Origin of the sequence: Mycobacterium sp. (assembly GCF_049281135.1) — a bacterium.
GTDB lineage: Bacteria > Actinomycetota > Actinomycetes > Mycobacteriales > Mycobacteriaceae > Mycobacterium.
The window spans coordinates 1-26,999 of record NZ_JBAPRN010000413.1 but is presented as its reverse complement, the minus strand read 5'-3'; the positions used below and the strand labels follow the sequence as shown (position 1 = coordinate 26,999).

Sequence of the window (26,999 nt, the reverse complement as noted above, 5' to 3'; positions counted from 1 at the left end):
GGGCACGCTCGTGCACCTCGAGCCAGGTGTGCCGGACCGGCTCGTGCGGCTCCCCGGTAACCATGCCCCGCGTGCTCTGGTGAGCGTTGCGGAACATGTTCTCGGTAAACCTGCTCACGATTGCCTCCTCGGCTCCGGCGCCATCGCCCAGCATCTAATGTTGCTACTGCTCAAGCACACATTGGGATAGCCGCGCGCCCACAATTGGGCAGCGATTTCATCTCGAATCGGTGGCGACGCCATATCCGCACGCAACGTTGCCACGTGAGTCGAGACCCGCCCGCCGGCAGGGACGACGGACGTAAGAACCAGGCTCGTTGCTTGACCGGTAATCATCACCGTCGGATATCTTAAACTCCTCTTAAAGAACTGCCAAACTGTGCGGCGAAATCACACGTCGGTGACAGGCGAAGGCACCACCCGGGCGCCATGCACCGGGCCGCTCGCCACCCGCACCGTGCGGCAGACGCCAGCCCCCGACAACTCGGTGCCGACGTCCACCGCCGAGGGCGCTGACCGGCACAGAAACGCGCATGTCGGTCCCGATCCGGACACGATGCCGGCGAGCGCGCCGGCCTCGACGCCGGCACGCAACACCAGTCGCAACGCCGAATTCAGGCTCAGCGCGGAAGCCTGCAGTTCGTTGCCCAACAGCGGGGCCAGCTGCTCCGGGTTACCGGCGGCCAGAGCGGCCAGCACCGGGCCGGCTTCATCGAGGCGCGGCGGCGTGCCGACGTCGCGCAACCGATCCAGCTCGCTGAACACCGTGCGGGTGGACAACCCCCCCTCGGCGAACGCCAGCACCCAGTGAAAAGTGTTGCGGGCCAGGACCGTAGCGAGCTCTTCGCCGCGGCCAGTGCCCAGCGCGGTACCGCCGTGCAATGCGAACGGCACGTCGCTGCCGAGCTGCGCGGCCAGCGCGTGCAGGTCGCGGCGTGGCACGCCGAGTTCCCACAATGAGTTGAGCGCTACGAGAACAGCCGCGGCGTCAGCGCTGCCGCCGCCCATTCCGCCGGCCACCGGGATGGACTTGTCGATCAGGATCGACACGTCGGGCGCGCGGCCGACATGGTCGGCCATCAGCTCGGCGGCCTGCCAGGCCAGGTTGCGTTCGTCGAGGGGCAACTGGTCGGCGCCCTCTCCGGTGATCTCGAGCGAAAGCACATCGGCGTTGCGGATGGTGATCTCGTCGACGAGCGAAACCGCGTGAAATACCGTCGTCAGCTCGTGATAACCGCTCTCCAGCAGGTCTCCGACGGCCAGATAAAGATTGATCTTCCCGGGCGTGCGGACCGTCACCGACCCAGTGGGCACCCATTGAGCTGCGGTGCTCCCGTCGATCGGCACCGAACGAGACTATCCCGACGGGCGTCCCGCCCGTGGCCGGTCAGCTCGCAGAGGCGTGCCGGCGAGAAACGCTGCGACCGCGTGGGCCGGCGTCGCCGACGTCGCCCGAGCGCTGATAAAGCCGGACGAATTCGTCGACGGTCAGCGTCTCGCCCCGACGGGCGGGGTCGATGCTCGCGGCGAGCAACCGGCTGGCCGATTCGTTGCCCGAACCCGCCCATTCGATGAACGCATTGCGCGATGTCTTGCGGCGCTGAGCGAATGCGGTGTCGACGAGCTTGAACACGTTCTGCCGAAACGTCGCATCGGTCGGCCAGGGCGGGCTGGTGTGCCGGTCGATGCGCACCAGCCCGGAGTACACCCGCGGGATCGGCCAGAAGACGGTCGGCGACACCATGCCGTGACGGCGGACCTGCCCGTGGAAACGCACTTTGACGCTGGGCACCCCGTACTCCTTGCCGCCCGGTTCGGCGGCGAGTCGTTCGGCGACCTCGGCCTGCACCATCACCATCACCGTTCGCAGCGAAGGGAATTCGGCAAGCAGGTGCAGCAGCGCGGGAACCGCGACGTTGTATGGCAGATTCGCCACTACCGCGGTCGGCTCGGAAGCCAGATCGCCGGGGCCGATGGACAACACGTCGCGGTTGATCACGGTCAGCCGCTGACTCTCGCTGTGCGAATGCTCGGACACGGTCTGCGGCAGCCGACCGGCCAGCACCGGGTCGATCTCGACAGCGCTCACCGTGCATCCGCGGTCCAGCAGGGCCAGCGTCAGCGACCCGAGGCCGGGCCCGACTTCCAGGACGTGGTCGTTGCGGTTGACTCCGGATGCCGACACGATCCGGCGCACCGTGTTTGCGTCATGAACGAAGTTCTGCCCCAACGATTTACGCGGCCGGAATTCGAGTTCCTTGGCCAACCGTCGGATTTCGGTCCGCCCAAGCAACCGGATGGTCAGCGTGCACCCGCTCGTCCGCTGCACACCGGCCACGCGCCCCAGCCCTGACGGGACTGCGTCACCTGGGCGACGGCGATCTGCTCTTCGCGCGACGCCAGGTCGGCACGCGGGGCGAACCGCAGGCCGCCGTTGCGCTCCCAGGTGTTCTGGTCGAACTGCACACCGCCGTAGTAGCCGTTACCGGTGTTGATCGCCCAGTTACCGCCGGCCTCGCAACGCGAGATCGCGTCCCAGATCTCGCCGTTGGCGACGGCCGGAACTTCGGTGCCGGGTTTGGTGCCGACCCGCACGACCGCCTGGCGGGCTGGGGCGATGACGTGGCTGGCCACCGGCAGGCGACCGGTCTCGATGCCGTTGACCGTGGACACCGAGAAGGTCACGTCCTGGGTGCCCGGGGTGCCGGGGTCCTCGACGATCTCTTTGCTGATGTTCATCTGCGGATCCTCGATCCGGCGCCGGGCCGGAATCAGCGGCACTCGCGCGGTGATCTTCGCGATCCGGTAGCGGGTCACCTGGATGTGCATGCCGTCGATCACCGGTGCTGCCGCGCCGGGGCTGACCTGGTCGCTCTGTTCCAACGGCGCGTTGACGCCGGCCAGCAGATCGCCGACCCGGGCAGCGGCCAGGTGCACGGTGCGGACCACGCCGGCGTCGTCGAGCTCGACCGTCTTGGCGCTGACCACCGGCAGTGCCATCCCGGCCAGCGGGACACGGCTGCCCCGCGACGCCGCGGCCGGCGCCGTGTCCGTCATCGACAGCTGCGCCAGGGCCTCGTCGACCGTGGAGGCCGTCGTCCACACCTGCTTGCTGTTCTGGCCGTCCAGCGAGATCTCCAGTGGTCGGCTGCGCCGCAGGACGATGTTGGCGTCGCTGTGGACCCGCTCACCGGCGGCCGGGTACAGGTCGTCCCTTTCGCTGACGGTGAACCCGTTCTCCTTGATGATGTCGATCACCCGCGACTTCATCGTCGCCACGGTCATTGCGGTGCCATCGACGCTCAGCGTCACCGTCTTGTAGTCGGCGACGGCGAAGGCACCGGCGAATGCCAGGACCAGCAGAAAGCCCGCAACGAGAAGCCGCAGAGCCGATGAGGGAGCCTGATGGAGTTTTGTGATTACATTCAACGCGCGTTTATCCCGACCTCAAAAACAACTGGTGTAACAAAGGAAAAGGGGCCACTAGGGCCCCCATCGTTCGATCACAAGACGGTAACGATATTCCCTGCCTAAGGCAACTCGGAGCGGTCGCCTTCACCGACTATTAACCCCCACCGCCGATCCGTAGACCCTGCGCGCGTTGGCAGTGGTGATCTCGGCCAGCTCCTCGGCGGGCCGATCGATCAGCTCCGACAGCGCCCGCACCGTGTAGGGCAGGCAATACGGCTCGTTCGGGGCGCCCCGGTACGGGTGCGGAGTCAGAAACGGCGCGTCGGTCTCCACCAGCAGTTGAGTCGCCGGTACCAGCGGGACGGCGTCGCGCAGCTCACGCGCATTGCGGAAGCTGACCGTTCCGGACAGGCTGACCAGCCAGCCGGCGTCGACGCAGGCGCGGGCCAACGCCTCCCCCGACGAGAAGCAGTGGAAGATCACGGTGTCCGGCGCGCCCTCGGCACGCAGCACGTCCAGCACCTCGGCGTCGGCCTCGCGGTTGTGAATCATCAGCGGTTTGCCGGTCCGCTTGGCCAGGTCGATATGCCACGCGAAGGCCTCCCGCTGCACTGCCGGGTCGGCGCAGCCCTCGAGCTTGCCGGGCCAGTACAGATCCATGCCCGTCTCGCCGATCGCCACCACCCGCGGGTGGTCCGCCAACCGCTCGATCTCGGCGCGGGCCGCGTCGGTCAGCGCGTCAGCGCGGGTGGGGTGCAGTGCCACCGCGGCGAAGACACGTGGATCCCACTCGGCGGCCTGGGTCGCCCAGCGTGCCGACGCCAGGTCGTCGGCGATGGTGACCACCGCGGTCACACCGACCGTCGCCGCGCGATCGACGATGGCGTGCACGTCGTCGGCATCGTTCGCGCCGCAGGCGTCGAGGTGGGTGTGCGCGTCGATCAGCGGGCTCAACGGTTGCGGCGCCGGTGGCGGCTGACGTTTGGACCTCACGCGCACACAATAAGGTGCCCGGCAAATAGGGTGAGGGGTGATGAACCCGTACTACGTCACCACCGCGATCACATACCCAAACGGCGATCCGCACGTCGGTCATGCCTACGAGTACATCGCCACCGACGCGATCGCCCGGTTCAAGCGGCTGGACGGCTTCGACGTCCGGTTTCTCACCGGCACCGACGAGCACGGTCTCAAGATGGTCGAAACCGCTGCGGCCGAAGGTATTCCGACCGCCGAGCTGGCCCGGCGCAACTCCGACGTCTTCCAGCGCTTGCAGCAGAAGCTGAACATCTCCTTCGACCGGTTCATCAGGACCACCGACGCCGACCACCATGAGGCGTCCAAAGACATCTGGCGGCGGATGGAGGCTGCCGGAGACATCTACCTGGACAGCTACTCCGGCTGGTATTCGGTGCGCGACGAACGGTTTTTCGTCGAGTCGGAAACCGCGGTCGTCGACGGGATCCGGATCGCCGTCGAAACCGGCACGCCGGTGACCTGGACCGAGGAGCAGACCTACTTCTTCCGGCTCTCGTCGTACGCCGAAAAGCTGCTGGCGCATTACGAGGCCAACCCGGACTTCATCGCGCCCGAGGTGCGGCGCAACGAGGTGGTCAGTTTCGTCTCCGGTGGTCTGCGGGATCTGTCCATCTCGCGCACCTCGTTCGACTGGGGCGTGAAGGTCCCCGATCATCCCGACCACGTCATGTACGTTTGGGTCGACGCGCTGACCAACTACCTGACCGGGGTCGGCTACCCGGATACCGAATCCGAGTTGTTCCAGCGCTATTGGCCGGCCGACCTGCACATGATCGGCAAGGACATCATCCGGTTCCACACCGTCTACTGGCCGGCGTTTCTGATGTCCGCCGGAATCGATTTGCCGCGAAGAGTTTTCGCACACGGCTTTCTGTTGAACCGCGGCGAGAAGATGAGCAAGTCGGTGGGCAACATCGTCGACCCGAACACCCTGATCGACACGTTCGGGCTGGATCAGGTGCGTTATTTCCTGCTGCGCGAGGTCCCGTTCGGCCAGGATGGCAGCTACAGCGAAGACGCAATCATCACCCGGATCAACACGGATCTGGCCAATGAGCTCGGCAACCTCGCCCAGCGGTCGCTGTCGATGGTGGCCAAGAATCTCGACGGGGTAGTCCCCACGCCCGGCGAGTTCACCGCCGAGGACACCGAGCTGCTCACCATCGCCGACGGTCTGCTCGAGCGGGTTCGTGCCGAGTTCGACAGCCAGGCAATGCATCTGGCTCTGGAAGCGATTTGGTTGATGCTCGGCGCGGCCAACAGATACTTCTCGGCCCAGCAGCCCTGGGTGTTGCGCAAGAGCGAGACGGAGGCGGACCAGGTTCGCTTCGCCACCGTGCTCTACACAACGTGTGAGGCGGTACGCATTGCGGCGCTGCTGATTCAACCGGTGATGCCCGACTCGGCAAGCAAGCTGCTCGATCTGCTCGGCCAGTCGCAGGAGCAACGCAGCTTCGCCGCGATCGGTGCGCGGCTCGAGCCCCACACGGCGCTACCGGCGCCCACCGGGGTCTTTCCGCGTTATCAGGTCGACTGAGCACCCGCGAGATGCACCCGGACGGTCACGCGCCCGTTCTCGTCGCGATGCGCGACGGCATGGCCGGACTGCTCGATTCCGTCGAGTGTCAACGACATCGGAGCGCCGTCGCCGAGGAAGTTGCGCCACCACGTCTTGGCGTCGGGCATGTTCGGGACGATGTCGATCTCGTCGCTGCGGCGGCGGTAGGCCACCGGGATGCTGATCGTGCGTCCCGAACGCCGCCCGGTGTAGGTGATCGTCGTGATGCTGCGTCGCAGTAGCGCGCCGAAGCGCGGAGAGGCCGCGAGGGCCGCGACCGGCGCGTTGAAGATCGGCGCCCCGCGCATCAGCAGGCGCCCGAGGTTCGTGCTTATGGCCATGGTGTTGATCCTTTCGAGTTTCAGGTCAGCAGCGCTGTGCATAATGCCGTGACCGCCATGCCTTGCAGGACGGCTCTGGTCGTGATCACCCTGTCCCAATTATGTTGCAGTTCGCGGGCATTGATCGCCGGGTCGGACTGATCGACCGCCGCAGTGAGCCGGCGGTTGATCGGCGCGCTCACTCGCAGGTAGATCAGCAGCCACACGACGAGCAGTCCGATCGCCACGCCGGCCGCGACGGCTTGCGTCCAGCGGCCCGCCGAGGCGGCGAACACCGCGCTGATCGCCGCGGCGACTAGCCCGAGCACTCCGGGCACCGGCATGCGCCGGTCGCCGTAGCGATGGATGTTGCCCATCACCGCGAGCAGGGCCCGGTCGTCGATGCGGGCCAGCGCAGGCCGTTGCACCATCGCGCAGAACACGTCCGTCCCATAGACCACCCCGGTACCCAGCACCGCGACCAAGGCGAACAACTTGGCGACCATGGCGCGCTCCTCGTCACTGGTAGGTGTTAGCGACGCTAACCCTTCATCGCGAGGTGTGTCAATAGCAGCGCTAGATTTCGTATCATCGCTAGAATATCTGCATGACCATCGAGGATCGCCGGGCACGCGAACGAGCCGCCCGACGCCGGCTCATCACTGCCACGGCACGCACGCTGGCCGAACAGGAAGGCTGGGACGCCGTGACCACGCGCCGGCTGTCCACCGAGATCGAATACAGCCAACCCGTGCTCTACAAACACTTCTCCGGTATGGAGGACATCGTCGCGTCGGTCGCGGTCCAGGGATTCGCCGAACTCGGCGACGCGCTGTCCGCAGCGCGCGGCGGCGCGGCCGACGACCGGGACGCGCTGGCCCGAGTCGCCCACGCGTTCATCGGTTTTGCCCGCGACAACCCGGCGTTGTTCGACGCGATGTTCATCCGGACGACGACGCTGCCATTCGCCGCCGAGGACACGCCGGCGGAGCTCAATGCGGCGTTCGCCGAACTGCGCGCGGCGGTGGACCTGGTCGCGGGTACCCGGGATCCCGACACGCTGGCCGAAGTGGTGTGGGCATCGCTGCACGGCCTGATCACCCTCGATCGCGGCGGCCGGCTACGCCCGGACCATCACGCCGCGCGGGTCGACACCCTGATCGCCGGACTCGTCGCAACGACGTGAGCCTGGTCACAACGGCTCCAACGCTGTCACAACAGCGGCCCCGGCGGTGTCTTGAGGGCAGCAAACCCGCGAGGACAGGAGACAACATGACCGCCCAACGCACTCACATCGTCGTGATCGGCGGCGGATACGCCGGCACGCTGGCCGCCAACCATCTGCGGCTGCGGGCCGATCTCGACATCACCGTGGTGAATCCGCGGCCGGTATTCGTCGAGCGAATCCGATTGCATCAGTTGGTCGCCGGCAGCGGCACCGCCGCCGTCGACTACGGAACCCTGCTCGGCGACGGCATCCGGCTCGTCGTCGACAACGCCGATCGGATCAACACCGCGCAGCGCTCCGTCGAGCTGACGTCCGGCACGGTGCTGTCCTACGACTACCTGATCTACGCGGTCGGCAGCACCGGTGTGGTTCCCGCCGCGGTACCCGGTGCTGTCGAATTCGCCTACCCGATAGCCGAATTCGAGCAAGCCGAGCGACTCCGCGGCGCCCTGGACCAGCTGCATCCCACCGCGCCCGTCACCGTCGTCGGCGCCGGGTTGACCGGCATCGAAACTGCCTCCGAGCTGGCCGAGCAAGGCCGGATAGTGACCCTGGTCTGCGGCGGAACACTGGGTCCGTCACTGAGCCAGCCGGGCCGCCGTTCAGTGGCCAAGTGGCTGCACCGCCTCGGTGTGGAGGTCCTCGAGACCGCAAGCGTCGACAAGGTCCGCCCCGACGGGGTGATGCTGGATGACGGCGTCGTGCTGCGCAGCGCGTTGACCATCTGGACGGCGGGTTTCGGCGTGCCGGATCTGGCTGACCGCAGCGGGCTTCGCACCGATGCGCTGGGCCGGTTGCTCACCGATGAGACACTGACCAGCGTGGACGATCCCCGCATCGTGGCGGCCGGTGACGCGGCTGCGCCGTCGGATCAGCCGTTGCGGATGAGCTGCCAGGCCGCGATCCCGCTCGGCGCCCAAGCCGCCAACACGGTGCTCAGCCGGATCGCGGGCACACCGGCCGCGGCGATCAACCAGGCGTTCACCGGGCAGTGCATCAGTGTCGGCCGGTCTTACGGCACCATCCAGGTCGCCCGCCCGGACGACACCCCGCTGAACCTCATCGTCGGTGGCCGGGTCGCCGCGTCGATCAAAGAAGCGATCTGCAAGGGCACGGTGTGGGGCATTCGCCGCGAGGCCGCCAAGCCGGGTTGGTACCGCTGGCTCAAAGGCGGCAAGCGAGCGCAGCGGCTCGCCTCCGAGGCGGTCACGGTACCGTGATCGCCCCCGACGACCACGCCGAACGGTTCATGCTGCTGCGACCGCTGCTGTTCACCATCGCCTACGAAATCCTCGGCTCGACAACCGAATCCGACGATGTTCTGCAGGACAGCTACCTGCGTTGGGCCGAAGTGGACCTGTCGTCGGTGCACGACACCAAGTCGTATCTGGCCCGGTTGGTCACCCGTCAGGCGCTCAACGCGCTGCGCGCGGGTGCCCGCCGCCGGGAAGACTATGTCGGACCGTGGCTGCCCGAGCCACTACTACTCGACGAGCAGGACCCATCGGCCGATGTCCTTCTGGCCGAATCGGTTTCGATGGCGATGCTGGTGCTGCTGGAGACGCTGGGCCCCGACGAGCGCGCGGTGTTCGTGTTGCGCGAGGTGTTCGGCTTCGACTACGACGAAATCGCCCCCGCGGTAGGCAAATCGGCGGCGACGGTCCGCCAGGTCGCGCATCGGGCCCGCGAACACGTGCAGGCCCGACGCAAACGCTTCGCCCCGGCCGACCCGGAGCAGAACGTGCGGATCGCCACGGAGTTCATGGCCGCGGCCGCCGGTGGGGATGTCCAGGCGGTGATGTCGATGCTGGCCCCGGACGTGGTGTGGACCGCCGACAGCGGCGGCAAGGCCAGCGCGGCCCGTCGTCCGGTGGTCGGGGCCGACAAGGTCGCCAGAGCGGTCGTCGGGCTGATTGGCCGTGGCATGCAGCTGCCCGATGTGCGCGCCGAGATGGTCATCTGCAACGCCGCGCCGGCGGTGCTGCTCTACGCCGGCGACCAGTTGGAGGGCGTTTTCACCGTGGAGATCGTCGACGGCAAGATCAGCAATTTCTACGCTATGCGCAATCCCGACAAGCTCGCGGCCGTCACCACCGCACGCAAAATCAGCCGCGGCTGAGATTTCTGCGAAGCTAGAGGCGTGCGAACCGACCGGCTTGGCGATCTCGGCAGCCCCCACGAGGTGCTGCGGGCCGTCGGCGACGCCACGAACCGGCTGGACCTGCCGCCACCGGCCGCACTGACCGGCGAGTGGTTCGGCGCCTCGGCGGTGATCGCCCCAAGCCTGTCGGTGCAGCCCGTCGACGCAGCCGGTGCATTCGACGTGCGACCGGGGTCGCACAGCACAACGGTCGGCGGCGGCTGGATCGGCTACCTCGCTTACCCCGATCCAGGTGCCGACGGCCGGCCCGGCCGGATACCGGAAGCCGCGGGCGGTTGGACGGACTGCGTGCTGCGCTGCGACCGCGACCGGCAGTGGTGGTTCGAAAGTCTGTCCGGCGCCTCGATGCCCGACTGGCTGACCGAAGCCCTCACGACTCCCGCGCCCGGACGGGCTTACCGAATCGGCTGGGACGACGCCGATCGTCACGCACATCGCGCCGGCGTACTGGCCTGCCTGGAAGCCATCCGCGCCGGCGAGGTCTACCAGGCGTGCGTGTGCACACAATTCGCCGGCACGATCGCCGGCGAGCCGTTGGACTTCTTCATCGACGGCGTCGCCCGCACCGCACCCGCGCGGGCGGCCTACCTGGCCGGACCCTGGGGAGCGGTGGCATCGCTGTCGCCGGAGCTGTTCTTGTGTCGCCGTGGCGATCTGGTGATCTCGAGCCCGATCAAAGGCACGCTGCCGCTCTACGCTCCCCCGTCGGCGCTGCGGGAATCCAGCAAGGATGTCGCCGAGAACGTCATGATCGTCGATCTGGTGCGCAACGATCTGGGCCGGGTCGCGGTCACCGGATCGGTCACGGTGCCCGAGTTGCTCGTGGTGCGGCCCGCGCCGGGGGTATGGCACCTGGTGTCGACGGTGTCGGCGCAAGTACCCATCGAACTGCCCACCTCGGCGTTGCTCGACGCCACCTTCCCGCCGGCCTCGATCACCGGTACGCCCAAGATCCGCGCACGCCAACTGATTTCACAGTGGGAGCAGTCGCGCCGTGGAGTCTATTGCGGCACAGTCGGTTTGGCGTCACCGGTAGCCGGCTGCGAGCTGAACGTCGCTATCCGCACAGTGGAATTCGACGCAGTGGGCAACGCGGTGCTGGGGTCCGGCGGCGGGATCACCGCCGATTCCGACGTCGACGCCGAATGGGAGGAGTGCCTGCACAAGGCGGCGCCGATCATCGGAGCGGGTGTCGCCTCAGCCGCGCGATCGCAGAACCGCGTCGTAGAGCTCACGCCGTGACGCCGCTCCCGGCGTAGCCGCAATCACCTGCGCGCAGGCGTCTTTGACGCCCATCCCGGCGTCGACCAGCACACTCGCCTTCGCCACCAACGTCGGCAGATCGGCACGCACCACCGCACCGGCCAACACGACGGTGATCTCACCCAGCACGCCGTCGGCGGCCCACGCGGCCAACTCGTCCAGCGATCCGCGCACCACTTCCTCGTGCACCTTGGTCAGCTCGCGGCATACCGCGGCCCGACGATCCCCGCCAAGCTGATCGACGGCGTCACCCAGGCAGGCAGCCAGCCGGCGCGGCGATTCGAAGAACACCGCCGTGCGCTGCTCAGTCGCCAGCGACGCCAGCCAACTCTTGCGCGCCGCCTGCTTGCGCGGTGCGAACCCCTCGAAGCAGAACTTCTCCGACGACAACCCCGACACCGCCAGCGCGGTCGTCACCGCCGACGGACCGGGCAGGCACTGCACCGAGAGACCCGCCTCCGCACACGCCGCCACCAGCCGGTGGCCGGGGTCGTTGATCAGCGGCATACCCGCGTCGCTGACCACCAGCACCGTGGCGCCCGCGCTGATCGCCTCGACCAGCTCGGGTACCCGCGTCGCTTCGACGTGATCGAAGAAGCTGACGATGTTGCCGCCGATCCGGACATCGAGCGCCTTGGCCAGCGTCCGCACCCGGCGGGTGTCCTCGGCAGCCACCACGTCGGCCGACGCCAGGGCGGCGATCAGCCGCGCTGATGCATCTGACGGCTGACCCAACGGCGTCGCGCCCAGCAACAGTCGACCCTCGGTCATGGGGCACAGCCTACGATCGGTCGGCTGACCGCTCGTGGATCAGACCGGTTGGTTGAGTTCCTGTAACCGGGCGAGGGCCACGTCGCGTTGGTCCTCTGCGAACGCTTCGAGACGGGTGACACGCTCACCGTGGAGAAGGATGAGCACGACGAACGGAATCTCGATAGCGACGCCATCGGTCGACGTGCCCTTCAGTGCCATGCGACCCACGATGCCTATCGCACAACGCGCCAAGATCTCGGAGAGCTCGACCCGAAAGTTGGGTACCAGCGATCCAGTCGTCTGCATCGATGACAGCCAGTCGGCGATCGTGCCGTCGACCGCGTGCGCCTCCTGTCGGTGATTGACGTAAGCGGCACCGTCGAAATACGTTGCGGCCGCGTCCCAGTCGTGGCGGTTGATCGTCGCGTTGACCCGGTCCACCGCTTCGATGAGCCCCGGATAAGCAACCTCCCCCGACGCAATCCATCGGGCCGTGAGTTCAGCGACGGCGTCGTCCAGGTCGTCGGGATCGAAGCTCACGATGTCGCGCATCAGATCGGCGTCGTCGAGTTCCACGACGTGCAAGAGCTCAACGGCGATCGGTCGATCGGCATCATCGACGTCGCGATAACACTCGCGGGTCAGCGAGAAGCGAGCCCCCCTGACGGCGATGGGCTCGACCTCCATCCGCCAGCTGCTGGGTGCCGTCTGGAACACGGCACCGAGCGCCTTCCGCCATGATGGAGCCTGGACTACGTCGCGCAAGCCTTTTCGCCGGTCCTCATACCGACTCTCCGCACTGGCGAGCGCGAGGAGGCCGTCCATGTCGCGGCGGTTGAACGCGTCGGCTACGTGCATCCAGGCTTGGGTCGCGGCGTTCCCAAATGAAGGCGTCGGCCGTTCGAGCTCATCGAACCTTGCCAGCGCCGCGTCCAGGTCTGCCTCGTCGTACATCTCGCAGCGGCTGACGAGGTCGCCATCGACCACGAAAACGGCGGCCTCTCGCCAAACGGCATCGAAACCCTCTTGCGAGGTCCCGCGTCCCGAATACGAGATGACCGCGCCGAGACTCGTCAGTTGATGCACAACCTCGATGCGGATCGTGATGTCCGGCGCCACGTCAAAGGTGGCACGGATGTATGGCGCCAGTTCGCCGGATGCAAAAGCGATGCCGCGGCGATGGTCGACATTCACCCAATCCGGCGTCGTCGGGGGTATCTCGTGCCGGTTGAGTGTGGCGTAGCCAGCCGCAATTGCCGACCACACGCGCGAGTGCACGGCCGCCTCGGCGGCGAGATACCGAGCCTCGAGTTCTTGGAAGGCAGCGTCGATGTCGTCGACGTCGAAGGTGACGAACGCGACAATCCGCTCGTCGGCATCGATTTCGCCGATGGTGAGCGACTCGGTCACAAATGCCTCGGGTCCATGAGCGTTGTCCGAGAAGCGTGCACGCCGGAGGACAAGGCGCTCCCCGCGGCTAGCTACAGTGGTGAGCGTCACGGTCCTGGCAAACAAGCCAGCGAGCGTCCGGAAGTCTGCGATCTGGGCTTCTCGACCACGCCGAACCCCCGCGCCCACCACCCGACGGCGATCATCGGTGAAATGGTTGTCGGCCAACATCTCCGCCATGGCATCCCACTCGCTTGCCACGTAGTGGGCCAGGAAGCGATCGCCTACCCGGCTTGCCGCGTTTTCCAGCCGTGGTGGCTGCGGATGCAATTCCTCGAAGCGAGCAACCGCGGCGTCGAGGTCTGTCTCGTCGAAGGCTTCGCAACGGCTCAGCAGGTCGCCTTCGACCGTGAAAATTTCGATCGTCCGCCACTCGGCGTCGAGGTCCTCTTGCGAAGTCCCCTTCAGGGTTTGGGTGACAACTGCTCCGAGTTCGCTCAGCCGATGCACGGCCTCGATGCACACGTTGAGGTCCGACGCTACATCCAATATGGAACGAATAGCTGCGACCAGATCAACAGCCCCTACGTTTTGGAGTGGTCGATGATCGATGTAAACCGAATCCGGCGTCGTCGCAGGAGGTTCGCGCCGGTTGAACCCCGCGTAGATCCGTGCAATCACCGACCACGTGTGAGCGTGGGGGGCCGCCTCGCCGGCGAGGTAGCGAGCATCGAGCTCCCCTAAGGCGGCGTCGATGTCGTCGAGGTCAAACATCACGACCGCTGCGATCCGCTCGCCGGCGTCGATCTCGACGACGTTGAGGGCATCATTTTGAATCGACTCGTGGTCGTGGCCGGAAGCGTGAAAACGCTCGAGAGTGAGGCGTTCACCCCGGCTCGCAATGATTGTCGACATGGTGTTCGCCAACAAGCCGACTTCAGCGGCCACCCGCGTGTTCTCGACCCCGGCGTCTCGGCCATGCATTACTCCGGCGTTGACGACCCGGCGGCGATCATCGAGGCAGTAGTCGTCGGCAAAGTCCAGCGCCAACGCCTCCCAGTCGCGGGCGGAGATGTGCGCCGAAAGACGCCCTCCCACAGCACTTTTTAACCGGAATGCCGGATGGCTGAGTTGGTTGAACTTCGCGAGCGCGGCGTTAAGGTCTGCCTCGAAAAAGATTTCACAGCGGTTGACCATGCCGCCTTCGAGCGTCAAAAAGTGGATCGCTCGCCACTCGGCGTCTAAGCCGTCTTGCGTGGTTCCACGCGCGGCATGGGTGACGACCGCTCCCAGGCCGCTCAGCCGATGCACAACCTCGACATGGCCCTTGAGTTCCGGAGTGAGATCCCAAGCAGCGCGGAGGTTTTCGGGCAGATCAGCCGCCTCGAACGTCGCCCGCAACCGGTGATCGATGTTCACGTAGTCCGGTGCCGACGGTGGGACCTCGTACCGGTTGAGCGCGGCGTAGCCGGCAGCGATCACGGACCATGCGTCCCGATACGGTGCTGCCGCGCCGACGATGTACCTGGCATCGAGTTCGGCGAATGCGGCGTCGATGTCGTCGACGTCGAACACGGTACTCGCCGCGAGGCGATTGTCGTCATAGATCTCGATGACGGCGCACGCCGCGGCATTGAACGCCGTTATCGGCTGATCTTGGCTTGAGAAGACAAAATGCATGAGCGCGATGTGGTTTCCGCGAGTCGCAATCACGGCCGACGTCACGTTGCTCCAAATGTCGCCGGTGGCGCGCCAGTTCGCCATCTCGGCATCTCGGCCGCGTCGGATCCCGGCGTTCACGACCGAGCGTCGATCGTCTGTATAAGTATCGTCGGCGAGCAGCTCTGCCATGGCGTCCCAGTCCCGGACCGCAAAATGCGCGAGCAATTGTTCGACTGTTTGACTTGCCACGTTTTCCAACCGCGGTGTCGGCCGACTGAGCTGATCGAATTTTGCAAGCGCAGCGTTCAGGTCTGCCTCGTCGAATACCTCAGCTCGGCTGAGCAGACCGCCATCGACCGTCATGATTTCGACGCCCCGCCACTCTGCGTCGAAGCCCTCGTGTGAGGTTCCATACCCCGTCCAGGTGAACACCGCGCCCCGCTCGTTCACCCGATGCGCCGTTTCGATGTAGAGATTGAGGGTTTGGTCGCGGTCCCAACCGGCACGGATGTATTCGAAACCTTCACCGGGCGCAAACGCTGGCCCACGGCGGTGGTCGAGATTCACCACGTCCGTTGTTGCCGAAGGGAATTCGTGTCGATTGAGTGTGACGAACGCACCCGCGATTAGCGACCAGGTGCCCGCGTGGGTGGCTCCTTCGCCGGCGATGTACCGGGCATCGAGCTCTGCGAAGGCGGCATCGAAATCGTCGAGTTCGAACACGATATTCCCCGCGATTCGCTCTTCGGCGTCGATCTCAACGATGTTGAGGGCGTCGTTTTGAATCGTCTCGGAGTCACGGCCTGACACGCGAACTCGGAAGAGGGCGAGATGCTCGCCGCGGGTTGCCAGCGCGGCCACCACAGTCATCGTGAAGCCGACATCGACGGTCGCCCGCGTGCTTTCGATATTGGCATCCCGACCGTGTAGGACCCCGGCGTTGACCACTCGCCGACGGTCGTCGACGGAAACATTCTCGGCCGTTATTTGAGCCACGGCGTCCCAGTCGCGGGCCGCAATGTACGAAAAAACGCGCTCCTGCACACGCGTTGCGGTGTTTTCCAGCCGCAGTGTCGGCGGGTGCAGTTCATCGAACCGCGCGATCGCGGCGTCCAGGTCCGCCTCCCTGAATACCTCGCAGCGGTTGACCATGTCACCGTCGACCATCAACAGGTCGACGCCCCGCCATTCAGCCTCGAAGCCCTCCTTCGAGACCCCATGCGCCGCATGGGTACAGACCCCTCCGATGTCGCTCAGGCGATGCACAATCTCGACGTAGGAGCGGATGTTTTGGTCGAGATCGAAGCCCGCGCGGAAATATGCGGTCAGCTCGCCGGGCGCGAATGATGTGCCCCGACGGTGGTCGATGCTCACGCAGTCCGGCGCGACTGGCGGCAGCTGGTTTCGGCTGAGCGCTGCGTGGCCACCACTGATGACCGACCACGTGTGGGCGTGGGGCGCCGCTTCGCCCGCGAGGTAACGGGCATCGAGTTCTGCTAGGGCGGAATCGAAGTCGTCGAGGTCGAACACGACGATCGCCGAGATCTGATTGTCAGAGTTGATTTCGGCGACACCCAGCGCGTCGCTCTGGAACTCCTCGGACCCGTTATCGCGGCCCGAGGCGCGGGTGAGGATGAGGCGCTGCCCACGGGCTGCGATGACGACGGACGTCACGTACGTGAATCCGGTATCGGCGGCCGCCCGCATGTTCGCGATCTCGGCATCTCGACCGTGTCGCATGCCCGCGTTTACGGCCCGCCGGCGATCGTCGATAACGATGTCGTCGGCCAGTACTTTCGCGAACGCATCCCAGTCACGGGCCGCGAAGTGCGCGAAATAGCCCTCGACCGCTTGACTTGCCGCATTTTCCAGCCGCGGCGCAGGCCGACGCAGCTGGTCGAATTTCGCGAGTGCAATGTGTAGGTCGGCCTCATCGAAAATCTCGCAGCGGTTGACCATGTCGCCTTCGACCGCCATGATGTCGACGGTCCGCCACTCGGCGTCGAAGCCCTCGTCCGAGACTCCTTGCCCCACATCGGTCCAGACCGCTCCGAGGTCGCTCAGTCGATGCACAACCTCGACGTAGTTTCGGATGGTTTGCTTGAGATCCCACCCCGCACGAAGGTATTCGACCAACTCGCCGGACGCGAACGCCGTCCCGAGGCGGTGGTCGATGCTTACGCAGTCCGGTGTGATCGGCGGCAGCTCCTGCCGGTTGAGCGCGGCGTGGCCGGCCATGATCCATGACCACATGTGCGCATAAGCGGCCGCCTCGCCGGCGAGGTAGCGCGCGTCGAGCTCGGCGATGGCGGCCTCGAAGTCTTCGAGGTCGAACACGACGACCGCCGCAACCTGGTTGTGAGAGTTGATTTCGACGACGCCGAGCAGCTCGTTGCGGAATTCCCCGGAGTCGCCACCGGCGCCCGAGGCACGCGCAAGGATGAGTCGATGCCCGCGGGCTGCGATGACGACGAACGTCATGTGGGTAATCCCAGCGTCGGCATACGCCTGCAGGCTTGCGATCTCGGCATCCCGACCGTGCCGGATCCCTGCGTTCACCACCCGCCGGCGATCGTCAACAAGGAGGTCGTCGGCAAGTACCTTCGCCACCGCATCCCAGTCGCGGGCTGCGAAGTGCGCCATGTAGCGGTCGGCCGAATGGCTGGCCGCGTTTTCGAGCCGTGGCACCCGCAAGCGTGCCTCGTCCTCGAACCGGGCATGCGCGGCGTCGAGTTCGCCGATCGCGGCTTCCATGTCTTCGAGGTCGAAAAATATCTGCAGGAAGATTCGACCCTGTTCGTCGATGCCGTATATCTGGAGAAATTCATCCTGCGGCGCCCCAGGGCTCGCATCGGCAGTGCCCACCAACAATCGAGCGAGAGCCAGGCGCTCGCCTCGCACTGCAATATCGTGCGCGGTGAGGTGCACGCCGCTCGCTCCTAGAACGCGGCTGACTTCATGTGCCCAGTTTTCCGGTTGGACGATCGCGCCGGCCGCGTGTGTGAAGCCAATGACCTTACGGTGACTCTCGCTGAACACCTCGGGCGCATATAGTTGCTCGAATTCGTCCCAGGCTTCGCGATTAATCGCAGCCGCCAGGCGCTTGCCAGCGCGTATGCATGCGTTGTCGAGTTCGACAACCTGCGGTGGTTCGGGTGGTACAGGGACCGACGGGAGATCCGGCTCGCCAAGGACGCGACGTGCTCTCTCCGCAAGTGCCGCAGCCCCTTTCCGCTCATACAGATCGACGGCCCGCTCGGCAGCGGTGCGTGCACCCGCAGCATTGCCGGCAGCGCCCAAAACCGTTGCCAGCGTCAGACAGGCATCGCCGTGATCGACCAATGCGTCGGTGCGCTCGGCCAGGGCAACCGCGGCCTCGGCGATCCGCCTCGCCTCGCCGTGTTCATGGCGGCGCGAAAGCAGCCGCGCCCGCAGAGTCCGCCAAGCGATTGATGCCTTCAAAGCGTGGCCCGCGAGTCGCTCACTCTCCAAACACAATTCGTCGGCTTCGGTGTCTCGGTCGAGCGCGAGACATGTGCGACCCAACAGCGCGGCAGTCTCGGCGGTGTCAGCGTCGAGGCCCATGCGACGAAAGCCGTTGTAGGCCTGACGGAAACGCGGCTCTGCGGCAGTCGGCTCTGCGGCAATCAGCTCGACGATGCCGGCAAACTGCTCAACTTCCAGGAGGGCATGGCGCAGGCCGAGTTCGGTGACTGTACGCCGTGCCGAGTCGATCATCCGCCGGGCCGCCTCGGCGCGTCCCCGGAAGGCCTCCAACACCGCCTGGCACCGCGTCGATGTCGCTTCAACCGCAGGCGAGTCGGTAGTTATTCGCAAGAGCCGCACCACGTCGAGACACCGTCCGCCCGCACGCGGGACTGGGTTGGGACCCCAGAGCGCGGCAAGTGGGGCGCCGGCCAGCACCGCGTTGACCCGGCGGTGATCACGCGCGCGCCGCGCCGCCGTGAGGGCGTCGTCCAGTGCGATTTCGCCGTCGCCGATTCTGCCGAGGCGGGCGAGGCACGCAGCCCGAACAGTATGGGCGTTGGCTTCGCCTGCGGCATCGTCTAATTCGGCTAGTTTTTGGGCAGCCAAGCCTAGAGCGGTTTCAACCTCGTCTAGTCGCTCGGGATGGATCAGCATCGACAGCTGGCCGTCGAAACACGTAGCCCATGCCGCAAGCCGCGGCGAATTGACCGTCGCTTCTTGCAATTTGGAGACTGCACCTGCTGCCGAAGCCACGTCACCGGCGGCCAGCAGAGCCTCGCAGCGTGCCACCATTAGCTCGGCGACCTGGTCGTCGCGGTCAGGCAGCTCGTCGTCAATCTCGTCCAGCGCGTGCAAGGCCTGGCCGTAGAGGTCGGCGGCGCCTTCGTAGGCGAGGCGAGCTACCGCCTGGTCCGCTGCACGTCGGCAGTACTCGACAGCCTTGGACGCATTTCCCGCCCAAGCACATTCGAAGTAATGGTGAGCCAGTTCAGCGATTAGCTCGTCATCGGCGCCGGGCCCATTCTCCAGCGTCGTGGCGATGCGCTGGTGCAGCCGCAGGCGCCGCACCGACGGCAGCTCGGCAAGCAGCGATTGTCGGACGATGGCGTGGTTGAACCGATAACGGCCGCCCGGCTCTTCGATGACGATGCCGGACTTGGACGCCTCGTCGAACGCGTCAACCAGGTCCTGCTCGACCACCTTCTCCACGAGGTCCAGGGCGAACCGGCTACCGACGACCGCAGCCGCGGCGAGGGCTGTATTCGTCTCCGCCGTAAGCCGGGAAAGGCGGCGGCTCACGGTTTCCCGGACACCTTGTGGCAACGTGGTCGGATCCCACACGCCGCCGCTCTCGTCCACATGGCGCAGCGCCTCGATGAGGAAGAACGGGTTGCCCCCGGTGACCGACGCCAACGCTCGGGCGAGTTCTTCGTCGTTGTAACCGGCCTCGGTCACATATGCGGTCACGTCATCCTCGTCGAGGCCGCTGAGGTGAATGCGGTTGGCGGTGCCAGAGCCGGCACCGCGGTGCAGGTCGGCGAGCATCGCCGCAAGGGGATGGGAACGGTCGAGGTCGGTGCTGCGGTAGGTGCCGACGATCTGCACCCGCGCGCGATCGCCGAAGCGCAGCAGATGCCGCAACAGCAGCAGCGTGGGCTTGGCCGCCCAGTGCAGGTCGTCGAGGATCAACACGACGGGTGCACCGGCGGAGACGACTTCCAACACTGCGACGACGGCGTCGAACAGCGCGTAACGTTCGGTTTCCGGGTCCGCGCGGGTCGGCGAGGCCAGATCAGGCAGGATTTCGGTCAGCCCAGGAACCAGCGGAAGCAATGCTTCAACGCCGCGCATCCCGCGGAGCCGGCTGGTGCCGAGGCATGGCATGAGGGAACGCAGCGCCTCCGCGAAAGGCTGGTAGGGCGCACCGAGATCCTCATCGCAGCGGCCGTAGAGCACGATCGCTTCCAACTGATAGGCCTGCCGCGACCACTCGCCGGCCAAACGTGTCTTGCCTACTCCTGGTTCGCCGGCAATCAGCACCGCATGCGTACCGCCCGCAAGCGCGGTCTGCCAGCCGGACACCAGCCCTTCGAGCTCACGGCCGCGCCCCACGAACGGCCCGGGGCCGGTCAGCACCGCGGGGAGGTCGGGGCGCTCGACCGGCGCGTCGTCTGGCTTTTGGGGCGGTACGGCGGTCTCCAGCCGCAAGTCGAAAACGTGCTCCGGGCGGGCCAGGTTGCGGAGCTGACGCATCCCTAGGTCGGCGAGCACGACGTCGTCGGGCAGCGAGTCAACGATTAGCTCGGCGATCGCACCAGAGCACAGGATCTGGCCGCCTACCGCCAGCGACCGCAGGCGTGCGGCACGGTTGACCGCACGGCCGAAGTAGTCGCCGTCGCGCAGCTCGACCTCGCCGGTATGCAGTGCGACGCGGATTCGCATCGGGTCTTGGAGGTTCCACGGTTCGTGGAAGATTCCGTCTTGCAGCTCGATAGCGGCGGCTGCCGCCGCCGAGGCCCGCTCGAAGACCGAGAACGTGGCATCTCCCTCGCCGCGTGTTTTGATCAGCCGGCCGCCGCGGGACGTCACGACCTGTTCAACGAGCTCGTCATGACGCGCAAGCGCCACCGCCATGGCATCGGCGTCGGCCTCCCAGGCGGCGGTCGATCCCTCGATGTCGGTCAGCAGAAAGGTCACTGTGCGCGTCACCGACGGAAGATCTTGTGCAGCGGGGATTTCGAGCGCAGTGTCCTGTCCGACGATCGCGGCCTCGAGTCGGCGAAGATCGGGTCCCGGGTCGACCCCCAGCTCGTCGGCAAGCAGCGCCCGTGCCCGTTGGTACGCCCCAAGGGCGTCGCCCTGCCGGCCGGCGCGGTAGAGCGCGAGCATCAGCTGACCCCAACGCCTTTCGCGTAGCGGCTCCTCGGCCACCGCGGCCTCGAGCTCGCCAACGATCTCCGCGGCCCGGCCCGTCACGAGCAGTGCGTCGGCCCGGTCCTCCACCAGCGCGGCATGACCCTCGATCCATCGAGTCTTTTCGGACGTTCCCCGTCGACCGTCGGGCAGTTCAGGAATTCCGCGCCAGAGGGCAAGCGCCTCCTCGAAGCGGGACACCGCTTGGCTGGTGTCGCCGGCGGCAGCGGCATCGCGTCCAAGCCGAGCGGCCGCTTTATAACGCGCGGCATCAACCCCGCTCTCGGCCAGAGTCCAACCCGTTCCCGCCGTCAACACAAAGCCGTCGCCCAAGGTGCGACGTAGCAAGGAGATGTGGGTCTGCAACGCCTTCGCGGCGGTGCGGGGGAGATCATCGCCCCAGAGCAGCTCAATCAGAGTTTCGGCCGACACGACCGAACCGCCGTGCAGGCCTAGCATCGTGAGGATGGCGCGCGGCTTAGCGCCCGGAATCATGACCGGCGCGCCGTCCCGCCGAACCTGGAGAGGTCCCAAAACCCCCAGCTCCACGGCTTGAAGCGTACTCATGTGATTGATCGTCGGTGAGACGATTCAACACGCGGTCAAGATCCAGTAAAACTAGACGCCAAATCCGGCCGACCCTGGCCGGCCTCCACAACAGGCTGTTTACCGGGATGCGATGGCTCACGGCTTACGATCGACCCGATGACTCTGACCGCGCCCGATGAACTCGTCGCCGACGAGGTGGCGGTACCGGTGATCAGCCCGGGGCCGCTGGAACCGGCGCCCGACTTCGGGCCCGTCGACCGGCTCGAGGGCTGGGTGGTGACCGGCGTCGTCACCGCACTGGCGGCGGTGACCAGAATGGTGAACCTGGGTTCGCCCACCGACGCCGGCACCCCGATTTTCGACGAGAAGCACTACGCGCCACAGGCCTGGCAGATGCTGCACAACCACGGGGTGGAGGACAACCCCGGTTACGGCCTCGTCGTCCATCCGCCGGTCGGCAAGGAGCTGATCACGATCGGCGAGGCCATCTTCGGCTACAACGGGCTGGGGTGGCGTTTCACCGGCGCGGTCCTCGGCGTGCTGATGGTGGCGCTGGTCGTCCGGATCGTGCGTCGCATCAGCCGTTCGACGCTGGTCGGCGCGATCGCCGGAATGCTGCTGATCGCCGACGGCGTCAGCTTTGTGGTGGCACGCACCGCGCTGCTCGACGGTTTCCTGGCGTTCCTGGTGCTCGCTGCGTTCGGCGCGTTGATCGTCGACCGGGATCGGGTGCGCGAGCGCATGCATGTCGCGATGACCGAAGGCCGCGTCGCCGAGACGGTGTGGGGACCGCGGCTGGGTGTCCGGTGGTGGCGGTTCGGTGCCGGGGTGCTACTCGGATTGGCTTGTGGGACAAAGTGGTCGGGGCTGTATTTCGTGGCCTTCTTCGGGCTGATGTCGTTGGCGTTCGACGTGGCGGCGCGCCGGCAGTACCGGGTGCTGCGACCGTGGTTGGGAGTTATCCGCCGCGATCTGATCCCAACGGCCTACGCGCTGTTGCTCATTCCGTTTGGGGTGTATCTGGCCAGTTACGCGCCGTGGTTCGCGTCCGAGACTGCCATCGACCGACACGAGGTCGGCCAGTCGATCGGGCCGCAGACGAATTTCCCACTGCCCGATGCGATCCGCTCGCTCTGGCATTACACCGCCAAGGCCTACGAATTCCACGCCAGTCTGACGAATTCGGCGGGCAACTACCATCCGTGGGAATCCAAACCGTGGGCCTGGCCGATGTCGCTGCGGCCGGTGCTTTATGCGATCGATCAACAGAACGTTCCCGGCTGCGGCGCGCAATCGTGCGTCAAAGCGGTGATGTTGGTTGGCACGCCCGCGATGTGGTGGATTTCGGTGCCGGTGCTCTTCTACGCCTGCTGGCGGATGGTGGTGCGTCGTGATTGGCGCTACGCCGCGGTTCTGGTCGGCTATTGCGCAGGCTGGCTTCCGTGGTTCGCCGACATCGACCGCCAGATGTACTTCTTCTATGCGGCCACCATGTCGCCGTTTTTGGCGATGGCGATTGCGTTGATCCTCGGCGACATTATCTACAAACCCGGTCAGGGCGCCGAGCGTCGAACGCTCGGGCTCATCGCGGTTTCCTGTTATGTCGCACTGGTTTTGACGAACTTCGCGTGGCTGTTCCCGGTGCTCACCGGTCAGCCCATCTCCCAGAACACCTGGAACATGGAGATCTGGCTGCCCAGTTGGCGTTAGCCAGTTGGCGTCGAGACAGAAGCCACGGTTGTCGCAGTCCGGTTATCCACAACCGTCGCCTCTAGCTGGCGTAACGGCACGGGATGACCAGGAATCATCGCGCGCATGAATGCACCCTTCATTGGGAGTGAGGCATTGATCAGTGGAGTGCTCACACGCGGACAACTGCGGTGGAATTACCGGCCAATCTTTCCAGGTGTCTACATCCCGAAATCTACAGACCGATCGCTGAAGATCATGACCATCGGCGCGTGGCTGTGGTCCGAACGCCGAGCGACGATCACGGGCCGCGCGGCGGCCGCGCTATACGGCGCCAAGTGGGTCGAACAGTCTGCGCCGATCGAGATGCTTTGGCGAAACAACCACTACCCACCCGGCGTCATCGTCCGCAACGAGAGGTTTCAGCCGGATGAGGTCACGTCGCTTGACGGCATCACGGTTGCCACACCTGCCCGAGCCGGCTTCGATCTCGCACGTCATCTTCCCGGAGCAACCGCCATCGCTCACCTCGACTCGCTCGCGCGCGCGACAAGAATGACTAAGCAGGACTTGAGAAGCCTAGTTGTTCGCTATCGCGGGGCTCGCGGAAACAAGGGTGCACGATGGCTGATCGACATGATGGACGCCGGTGCTGAATCGCCGAAGGAATCCTGGTTGAGGCTAGTCCTGGTCATTGCCGGATTTACCCCGCCGACCACGCAGATTCGAGTAACCGATGGCCAGTTCGTCGCATACCTCGACATGGGCTGGGAGCATCAGATGGTCGCTCTTGAATACGACGGCGACCACCACCGAGCAGACCGGGCACAATACGTCAAGGACATCAGGCGCGCAGAGACGCTCGAGCGTCTCGGTTGGCACGTAATCAGGGTGATCAAAGAAGATCGTCCGCCCGACATCATTGATCGGGTTTCGCGAGCGCTCGAGCGACGCGGATATGCGGCGTCGCCGCCAGACAGAAGCCTGGGTCGCGGGGTGGCGTAATCCACTGCCGTAGCTTCTGTTTCGCGTCAGGAATGGCCTAGGACAGGGTGCACGACTCTTTGAGCGCCGGCGCGTAGGTCACGTCGCCGCATTCGCATTCCCACGAGGTGTGTCGGCCCCGTCTGCAGCCGCACGGCACGACTCTGACCATCATGTGTCCCGGCAGCAGCCAGTGCCCGCGCGCGCAGCGGTAAGGCCGTTTGTCCGTGTACAGCTCGGCGGCTTGTGCAATACCGTCGTCAACATCAATAGTCACACCCACGACAGTGACAGGATCCGCGCCGCGACGACAGGTTGGTTGCCTCATCGTTATGGTTTGGTGCCCTACCCCGGGCGTGTCGGTGACCTAGCGGCGTGTGACGACCAGGTCATCGCGGAGCCTATCTGAAGTATGGTTCAGGTTGTGGACGCCCAGGAGTTGCTCCCCGGTGAGCTCGCCAGTCGGGCCGGCGTGGCGATCTCGGCCCTGCATTTCTATGAGCGGCAGGGGCTGATCACCAGCAGGCGGACGTCGGGAAACCAGCGCCGCTACAGCCGCGACACCCTGCGGCGGGTCGCGTTCATCAAAATGTCTCAGCGGCTGGGCATTCCGCTGGCCCGCGTCCGCGACGCGCTCGCCACCCTGCCGGCCGGGCGGGTTCCGAACAGTCGCGACTGGGCGCGGCTGTCCGCCGGTTGGCGCTCCGACCTCGACGATCGGATCATGCATCTGCAGCGGCTGCGCGACAACCTCGCCGAGTGCATCGGCTGCGGCTGCCTGAGCCTGCGCGCATGCGCGCTGTTCAATCCCGACGACGTGCTCAGCGCGCAAGGACCAGGAGCGGTCCGCCTGTAGTTCGAACAATTGTGCGATAGAATCGCGGCCGTGGCGATCACGGTTCAGGAGTCGTTGTTCGAGTGCAACGAACGCCGATCGCTGGGCAGCGGAGCCTGGATCGATATCCGCTCAGGATGGCTGACCGGTGCCGACGAATTGTTGGGCGAACTGCTGGAGACGATTCCGTGGCGGGCCGAACGCCGCCAGATGTATGACCGGGTGCTCGATGTGCCCCGCCTGGTGAGCTTCCACGACCTCACCGTCGAGGACGCACCGCATCCACAGCTGGCCCGGATTCGGCGGCGGCTCAACGACATCTACGCCGGCGAGCTCGGCGAGCCGTTCACCACCATCGGCCTGTGCTGGTATCGCGACGGATCCGACAGCGTGGCGTGGCACGGCGACACCATCGGCCGCAGCAGCACCCAGGACACCATGGTGGCGATCGTCAGCCTCGGCACCACCCGCGCCTTCGCGCTGCGGCCCCGCGGGGGCGGCCCGTCGTTGCGGTTGCCGCAGGCGCACGGCGATCTGTTGGTGATGGGTGGCTCGTGTCAGCGAACCTGGGAGCACTCGGTACCGAAAACATCGGCAAGTACCGGGGCACGGATCAGTATTCAGTTCCGGCCCAGGGACGTCCGGTAGACCTCAGCTGCGGATCGCAGCGACCGATTTGACGAGCAGGTCGCGGGCCTGTTTGGTGTCGACGGGGTTGGCGGGCTGGCCCTGCACCACGACCGGGTTCGCGGTGACGATCACCTGATAGTCGCCGAAATGTGCGGAGTAGTTGTACAGCTCACCGCTGCGCGGCTTGCCCTGTACCACAGTCTGTAGCACGCGGTGTACGCCAAGGGTCTGCGTTCCGTCGATTTGCGGCACGTCGACGACCTCGATGAGACCGCGCACGCGACCGCCCTGGAATGCCACCTTCTTGCAGTTGTGCCCGGGCTCCTTGAATGGCACCGGCTGAGACGTCTGCACGGCCATCGTGATGAAGCGGCCGCCAGCCCCCTCGGCGGCCACCGCAGCCATGTTTCCCTGCAGGCCGGCCGGCATGTCCTCGCCGACCACGAACGACGCGCAATCGGGCGGATCGAAGGTCAGACCCGGCGGAAGCTTGTGTGTCGAAAGCACCTTGGGGTCGATGCCGGTTTTCGCCGTCTCCTTGACCTTGTAGCCCGGTCCGAAGTCGGACTTCACCTGCGCGATCTTCGTGATATCGGCTGAGGGCGGCGCCTCAGAGGGGTGGGAGCAGGCCGCCAACAGGCAGACACTTCCGATCGCTACCGCAATCCGCATCATTCGCGCCAATCTAACGCACCGCCCTCAGCCACGTAAGGCAGATACCGTTTTCACCAGCAAGTCGGCCGCGAACTGGGGTGTCAGCGCGGCAGCCGGCGAGCCAGGGTCACTGATCAGCGTGGTGAACGCGTAGTAGTCGCCCAAATAGGCGCTGAAGGTGCTTGCCCGCGAACCGATTTCATTGCCGCCTTCGACCGATGTCGCGATTTCCGCGGCCATGCCCACGGTTTCAGCCCCGTCGATGCGGGGTGCATCGACCAGATGGACACGCGCGCTGGCGCGCAGCCCGGTCATGCTCCACTGCCGGCACTGAGTGACCAGGGACTGATCGAGCGCCAGTGTGCCGGTGGGCGCTGCGACCACCACCGCGTACACGGTGCCGCCGGGGCCCGATCCCGAAATGCCTTGCGGGGATTGCCCGTGACCGCCGGACGGGTCGGCCAGCGCCGCGC

Annotated in this window: 21 protein-coding genes; 9 read left to right on the top strand and 12 right to left on the bottom strand. The window is 66.0% G+C overall.

Features of this window, described 5'->3' with window-relative positions:
* The 5 genes from WAN02_RS16900 to WAN02_RS16880 form a co-directional block, all read right to left on the bottom strand.
* The coding region (locus WAN02_RS16900; RefSeq protein WP_422265371.1) for a hypothetical protein at positions 1–118 on the bottom strand (118 nt) is incomplete at its 3' end.
* 272 nt (positions 119–390) lie between these two features.
* Positions 391–1,347 (bottom strand): 4-(cytidine 5'-diphospho)-2-C-methyl-D-erythritol kinase, encoded by a 957-nt coding sequence (locus WAN02_RS16895; RefSeq protein ID WP_422265370.1) that lies wholly within the window; start codon positions 1,345–1,347, stop codon positions 391–393.
* A 40-nt stretch (positions 1,348–1,387) separates the two neighbouring features.
* A complete protein-coding gene (rsmA, locus tag WAN02_RS16890; protein WP_422265369.1) occupies positions 1,388–2,338 on the bottom strand; it encodes a 16S rRNA (adenine(1518)-N(6)/adenine(1519)-N(6))-dimethyltransferase RsmA in 951 nt (316 codons plus the stop codon).
* A complete protein-coding gene (locus WAN02_RS16885) occupies positions 2,302–3,429 on the bottom strand; it encodes a transglycosylase family protein (RefSeq protein ID WP_422265368.1) in 1,128 nt (375 codons plus the stop codon). The genes rsmA and WAN02_RS16885 overlap by 37 nt, the downstream gene beginning before the upstream one ends.
* A gap of 126 nt (positions 3,430–3,555) precedes the next feature.
* Positions 3,556–4,404, bottom strand: coding sequence for a TatD family hydrolase (locus tag WAN02_RS16880; RefSeq protein WP_422265366.1), 849 nt, complete (start codon positions 4,402–4,404; stop codon positions 3,556–3,558).
* Positions 4,405–4,444: 40 nt separating this feature from the next.
* Here WAN02_RS16880 and metG point away from each other — a divergent pair, with 40 nt between their 5' ends.
* Positions 4,445–5,986, top strand: coding sequence for a methionine--tRNA ligase (gene metG / locus WAN02_RS16875; RefSeq protein ID WP_422265365.1), 1,542 nt, complete (start codon positions 4,445–4,447; stop codon positions 5,984–5,986).
* Here metG and WAN02_RS16870 read toward each other — a convergent pair.
* A complete protein-coding gene (locus tag WAN02_RS16870; protein WP_422265364.1) occupies positions 5,974–6,348 on the bottom strand; it encodes a hypothetical protein in 375 nt (124 codons plus the stop codon). The two genes, metG and WAN02_RS16870, sit on opposite strands and share 13 nt — an antisense overlap.
* A 20-nt stretch (positions 6,349–6,368) precedes the next feature.
* Positions 6,369–6,833, bottom strand: coding sequence for a DUF1772 domain-containing protein (locus tag WAN02_RS16865; RefSeq protein ID WP_422265363.1), 465 nt, complete (start codon positions 6,831–6,833; stop codon positions 6,369–6,371).
* A 101-nt stretch (positions 6,834–6,934) separates the two neighbouring features.
* On the opposite strand from WAN02_RS16865, the gene WAN02_RS16860 reads away from it, so the two are divergent.
* The 4 genes from WAN02_RS16860 to WAN02_RS16845 all read left to right on the top strand — a co-directional run bounded on the left by WAN02_RS16860 (position 6,935) and on the right by WAN02_RS16845 (position 10,958).
* Positions 6,935–7,513: a TetR/AcrR family transcriptional regulator gene (locus tag WAN02_RS16860; protein ID WP_422265362.1), complete on the top strand. Its 579-nt coding sequence runs from the start codon at positions 6,935–6,937 to the stop codon at positions 7,511–7,513.
* An 86-nt stretch (positions 7,514–7,599) separates the two neighbouring features.
* Positions 7,600–8,775: an NAD(P)/FAD-dependent oxidoreductase gene (locus WAN02_RS16855; RefSeq protein WP_422265361.1), complete on the top strand. Its 1,176-nt coding sequence runs from the start codon at positions 7,600–7,602 to the stop codon at positions 8,773–8,775.
* Positions 8,772–9,674: an RNA polymerase sigma-70 factor gene (locus tag WAN02_RS16850; RefSeq protein ID WP_422265360.1), complete on the top strand. Its 903-nt coding sequence runs from the start codon at positions 8,772–8,774 to the stop codon at positions 9,672–9,674. The genes WAN02_RS16855 and WAN02_RS16850 overlap by 4 nt, the downstream gene beginning before the upstream one ends.
* Positions 9,675–9,695: 21 nt before the next feature.
* Positions 9,696–10,958, top strand: coding sequence for an aminodeoxychorismate synthase component I (locus WAN02_RS16845; protein ID WP_422265359.1), 1,263 nt, complete (start codon positions 9,696–9,698; stop codon positions 10,956–10,958).
* Here WAN02_RS16845 and rsmI read toward each other — a convergent pair.
* Positions 10,914–11,750 (bottom strand): 16S rRNA (cytidine(1402)-2'-O)-methyltransferase, encoded by an 837-nt coding sequence (rsmI, locus tag WAN02_RS16840; protein ID WP_422265358.1) that lies wholly within the window; start codon positions 11,748–11,750, stop codon positions 10,914–10,916. The two genes, WAN02_RS16845 and rsmI, sit on opposite strands and share 45 nt — an antisense overlap.
* A 39-nt stretch (positions 11,751–11,789) precedes the next feature.
* Positions 11,790–21,752 carry a BTAD domain-containing putative transcriptional regulator gene (locus WAN02_RS16835; protein ID WP_422265357.1) on the bottom strand — a complete coding sequence of 3,321 codons (9,963 nt, stop codon included), beginning with the start codon at positions 21,750–21,752 and terminating at the stop codon, positions 11,790–11,792.
* Between the two features lie 138 nt (positions 21,753–21,890).
* Here WAN02_RS16835 and WAN02_RS16830 point away from each other — a divergent pair, with 138 nt between their 5' ends.
* Both WAN02_RS16830 and WAN02_RS16825 read left to right on the top strand, forming a co-directional pair.
* The gene (locus WAN02_RS16830) at positions 21,891–23,444 is read left to right on the top strand and encodes a dolichyl-phosphate-mannose--protein mannosyltransferase (RefSeq protein WP_422265356.1); all 1,554 of its coding nucleotides are present in this window, start codon (positions 21,891–21,893) and stop codon (positions 23,442–23,444) included.
* Positions 23,445–23,549: 105 nt separating this feature from the next.
* Complete coding sequence (locus WAN02_RS16825; RefSeq protein WP_422265355.1) at positions 23,550–24,428, top strand: endonuclease domain-containing protein; 879 nt, start codon at positions 23,550–23,552, stop codon at positions 24,426–24,428.
* Between the two features lie 37 nt (positions 24,429–24,465).
* Here the strand turns inward: WAN02_RS16825 and WAN02_RS16820 are convergent, their stop codons facing one another.
* Positions 24,466–24,684 carry a hypothetical protein gene (locus WAN02_RS16820; RefSeq protein WP_422265354.1) on the bottom strand — a complete coding sequence of 73 codons (219 nt, stop codon included), beginning with the start codon at positions 24,682–24,684 and terminating at the stop codon, positions 24,466–24,468.
* Between the two features lie 135 nt (positions 24,685–24,819).
* On the opposite strand from WAN02_RS16820, the gene soxR reads away from it, so the two are divergent.
* Both soxR and WAN02_RS16810 read left to right on the top strand, forming a co-directional pair.
* Positions 24,820–25,263: a redox-sensitive transcriptional activator SoxR gene (gene soxR, locus WAN02_RS16815; RefSeq protein WP_422265353.1), complete on the top strand. Its 444-nt coding sequence runs from the start codon at positions 24,820–24,822 to the stop codon at positions 25,261–25,263.
* A gap of 30 nt (positions 25,264–25,293) precedes the next feature.
* On the top strand, positions 25,294–25,890 hold the full coding sequence (locus tag WAN02_RS16810) for an alpha-ketoglutarate-dependent dioxygenase AlkB (protein ID WP_422265352.1): 597 nt from the start codon (positions 25,294–25,296) through the stop codon (positions 25,888–25,890).
* 3 nt (positions 25,891–25,893) lie between these two features.
* On the opposite strand, the gene WAN02_RS16805 is transcribed toward WAN02_RS16810, so the two are convergent.
* Both WAN02_RS16805 and WAN02_RS16800 read right to left on the bottom strand, forming a co-directional pair.
* The gene (locus tag WAN02_RS16805; protein ID WP_422265351.1) at positions 25,894–26,547 is read right to left on the bottom strand and encodes a DUF5642 family protein; all 654 of its coding nucleotides are present in this window, start codon (positions 26,545–26,547) and stop codon (positions 25,894–25,896) included.
* A 24-nt stretch (positions 26,548–26,571) separates the two neighbouring features.
* Positions 26,572–26,999 (bottom strand): DUF5642 family protein (locus tag WAN02_RS16800; protein WP_422265350.1); only part of this gene is annotated, 428 nt, incomplete at its 5' end.

Excerpts from the sequence above, each read along its gene's own strand:
- WAN02_RS16805 (WP_422265351.1), bottom strand. The coding sequence starts at position 26,547 with ATGATGCGGATTGCGGTAGCGATCGGAAGTGTCTGCCTGTTGGCGGCC.
- soxR (WP_422265353.1), top strand. The coding sequence starts at position 24,820 with ATGGTTCAGGTTGTGGACGCCCAGGAGTTGCTCCCCGGTGAGCTCGCC.
- WAN02_RS16825 (WP_422265355.1), top strand. The coding sequence starts at position 23,550 with ATGAATGCACCCTTCATTGGGAGTGAGGCATTGATCAGTGGAGTGCTC.
- metG (WP_422265365.1), top strand. The coding sequence starts at position 4,445 with ATGAACCCGTACTACGTCACCACCGCGATCACATACCCAAACGGCGAT.
- WAN02_RS16860 (WP_422265362.1), top strand. The coding sequence starts at position 6,935 with ATGACCATCGAGGATCGCCGGGCACGCGAACGAGCCGCCCGACGCCGG.
- rsmI (WP_422265358.1), bottom strand. The coding sequence starts at position 11,750 with ATGACCGAGGGTCGACTGTTGCTGGGCGCGACGCCGTTGGGTCAGCCG.
- WAN02_RS16830 (WP_422265356.1), top strand. The coding sequence starts at position 21,891 with ATGACTCTGACCGCGCCCGATGAACTCGTCGCCGACGAGGTGGCGGTA.
- WAN02_RS16865 (WP_422265363.1), bottom strand. The coding sequence starts at position 6,833 with ATGGTCGCCAAGTTGTTCGCCTTGGTCGCGGTGCTGGGTACCGGGGTG.
- WAN02_RS16835 (WP_422265357.1), bottom strand. The coding sequence starts at position 21,752 with ATGAGTACGCTTCAAGCCGTGGAGCTGGGGGTTTTGGGACCTCTCCAG.
- WAN02_RS16855 (WP_422265361.1), top strand. The coding sequence starts at position 7,600 with ATGACCGCCCAACGCACTCACATCGTCGTGATCGGCGGCGGATACGCC.
- WAN02_RS16870 (WP_422265364.1), bottom strand. The coding sequence starts at position 6,348 with ATGGCCATAAGCACGAACCTCGGGCGCCTGCTGATGCGCGGGGCGCCG.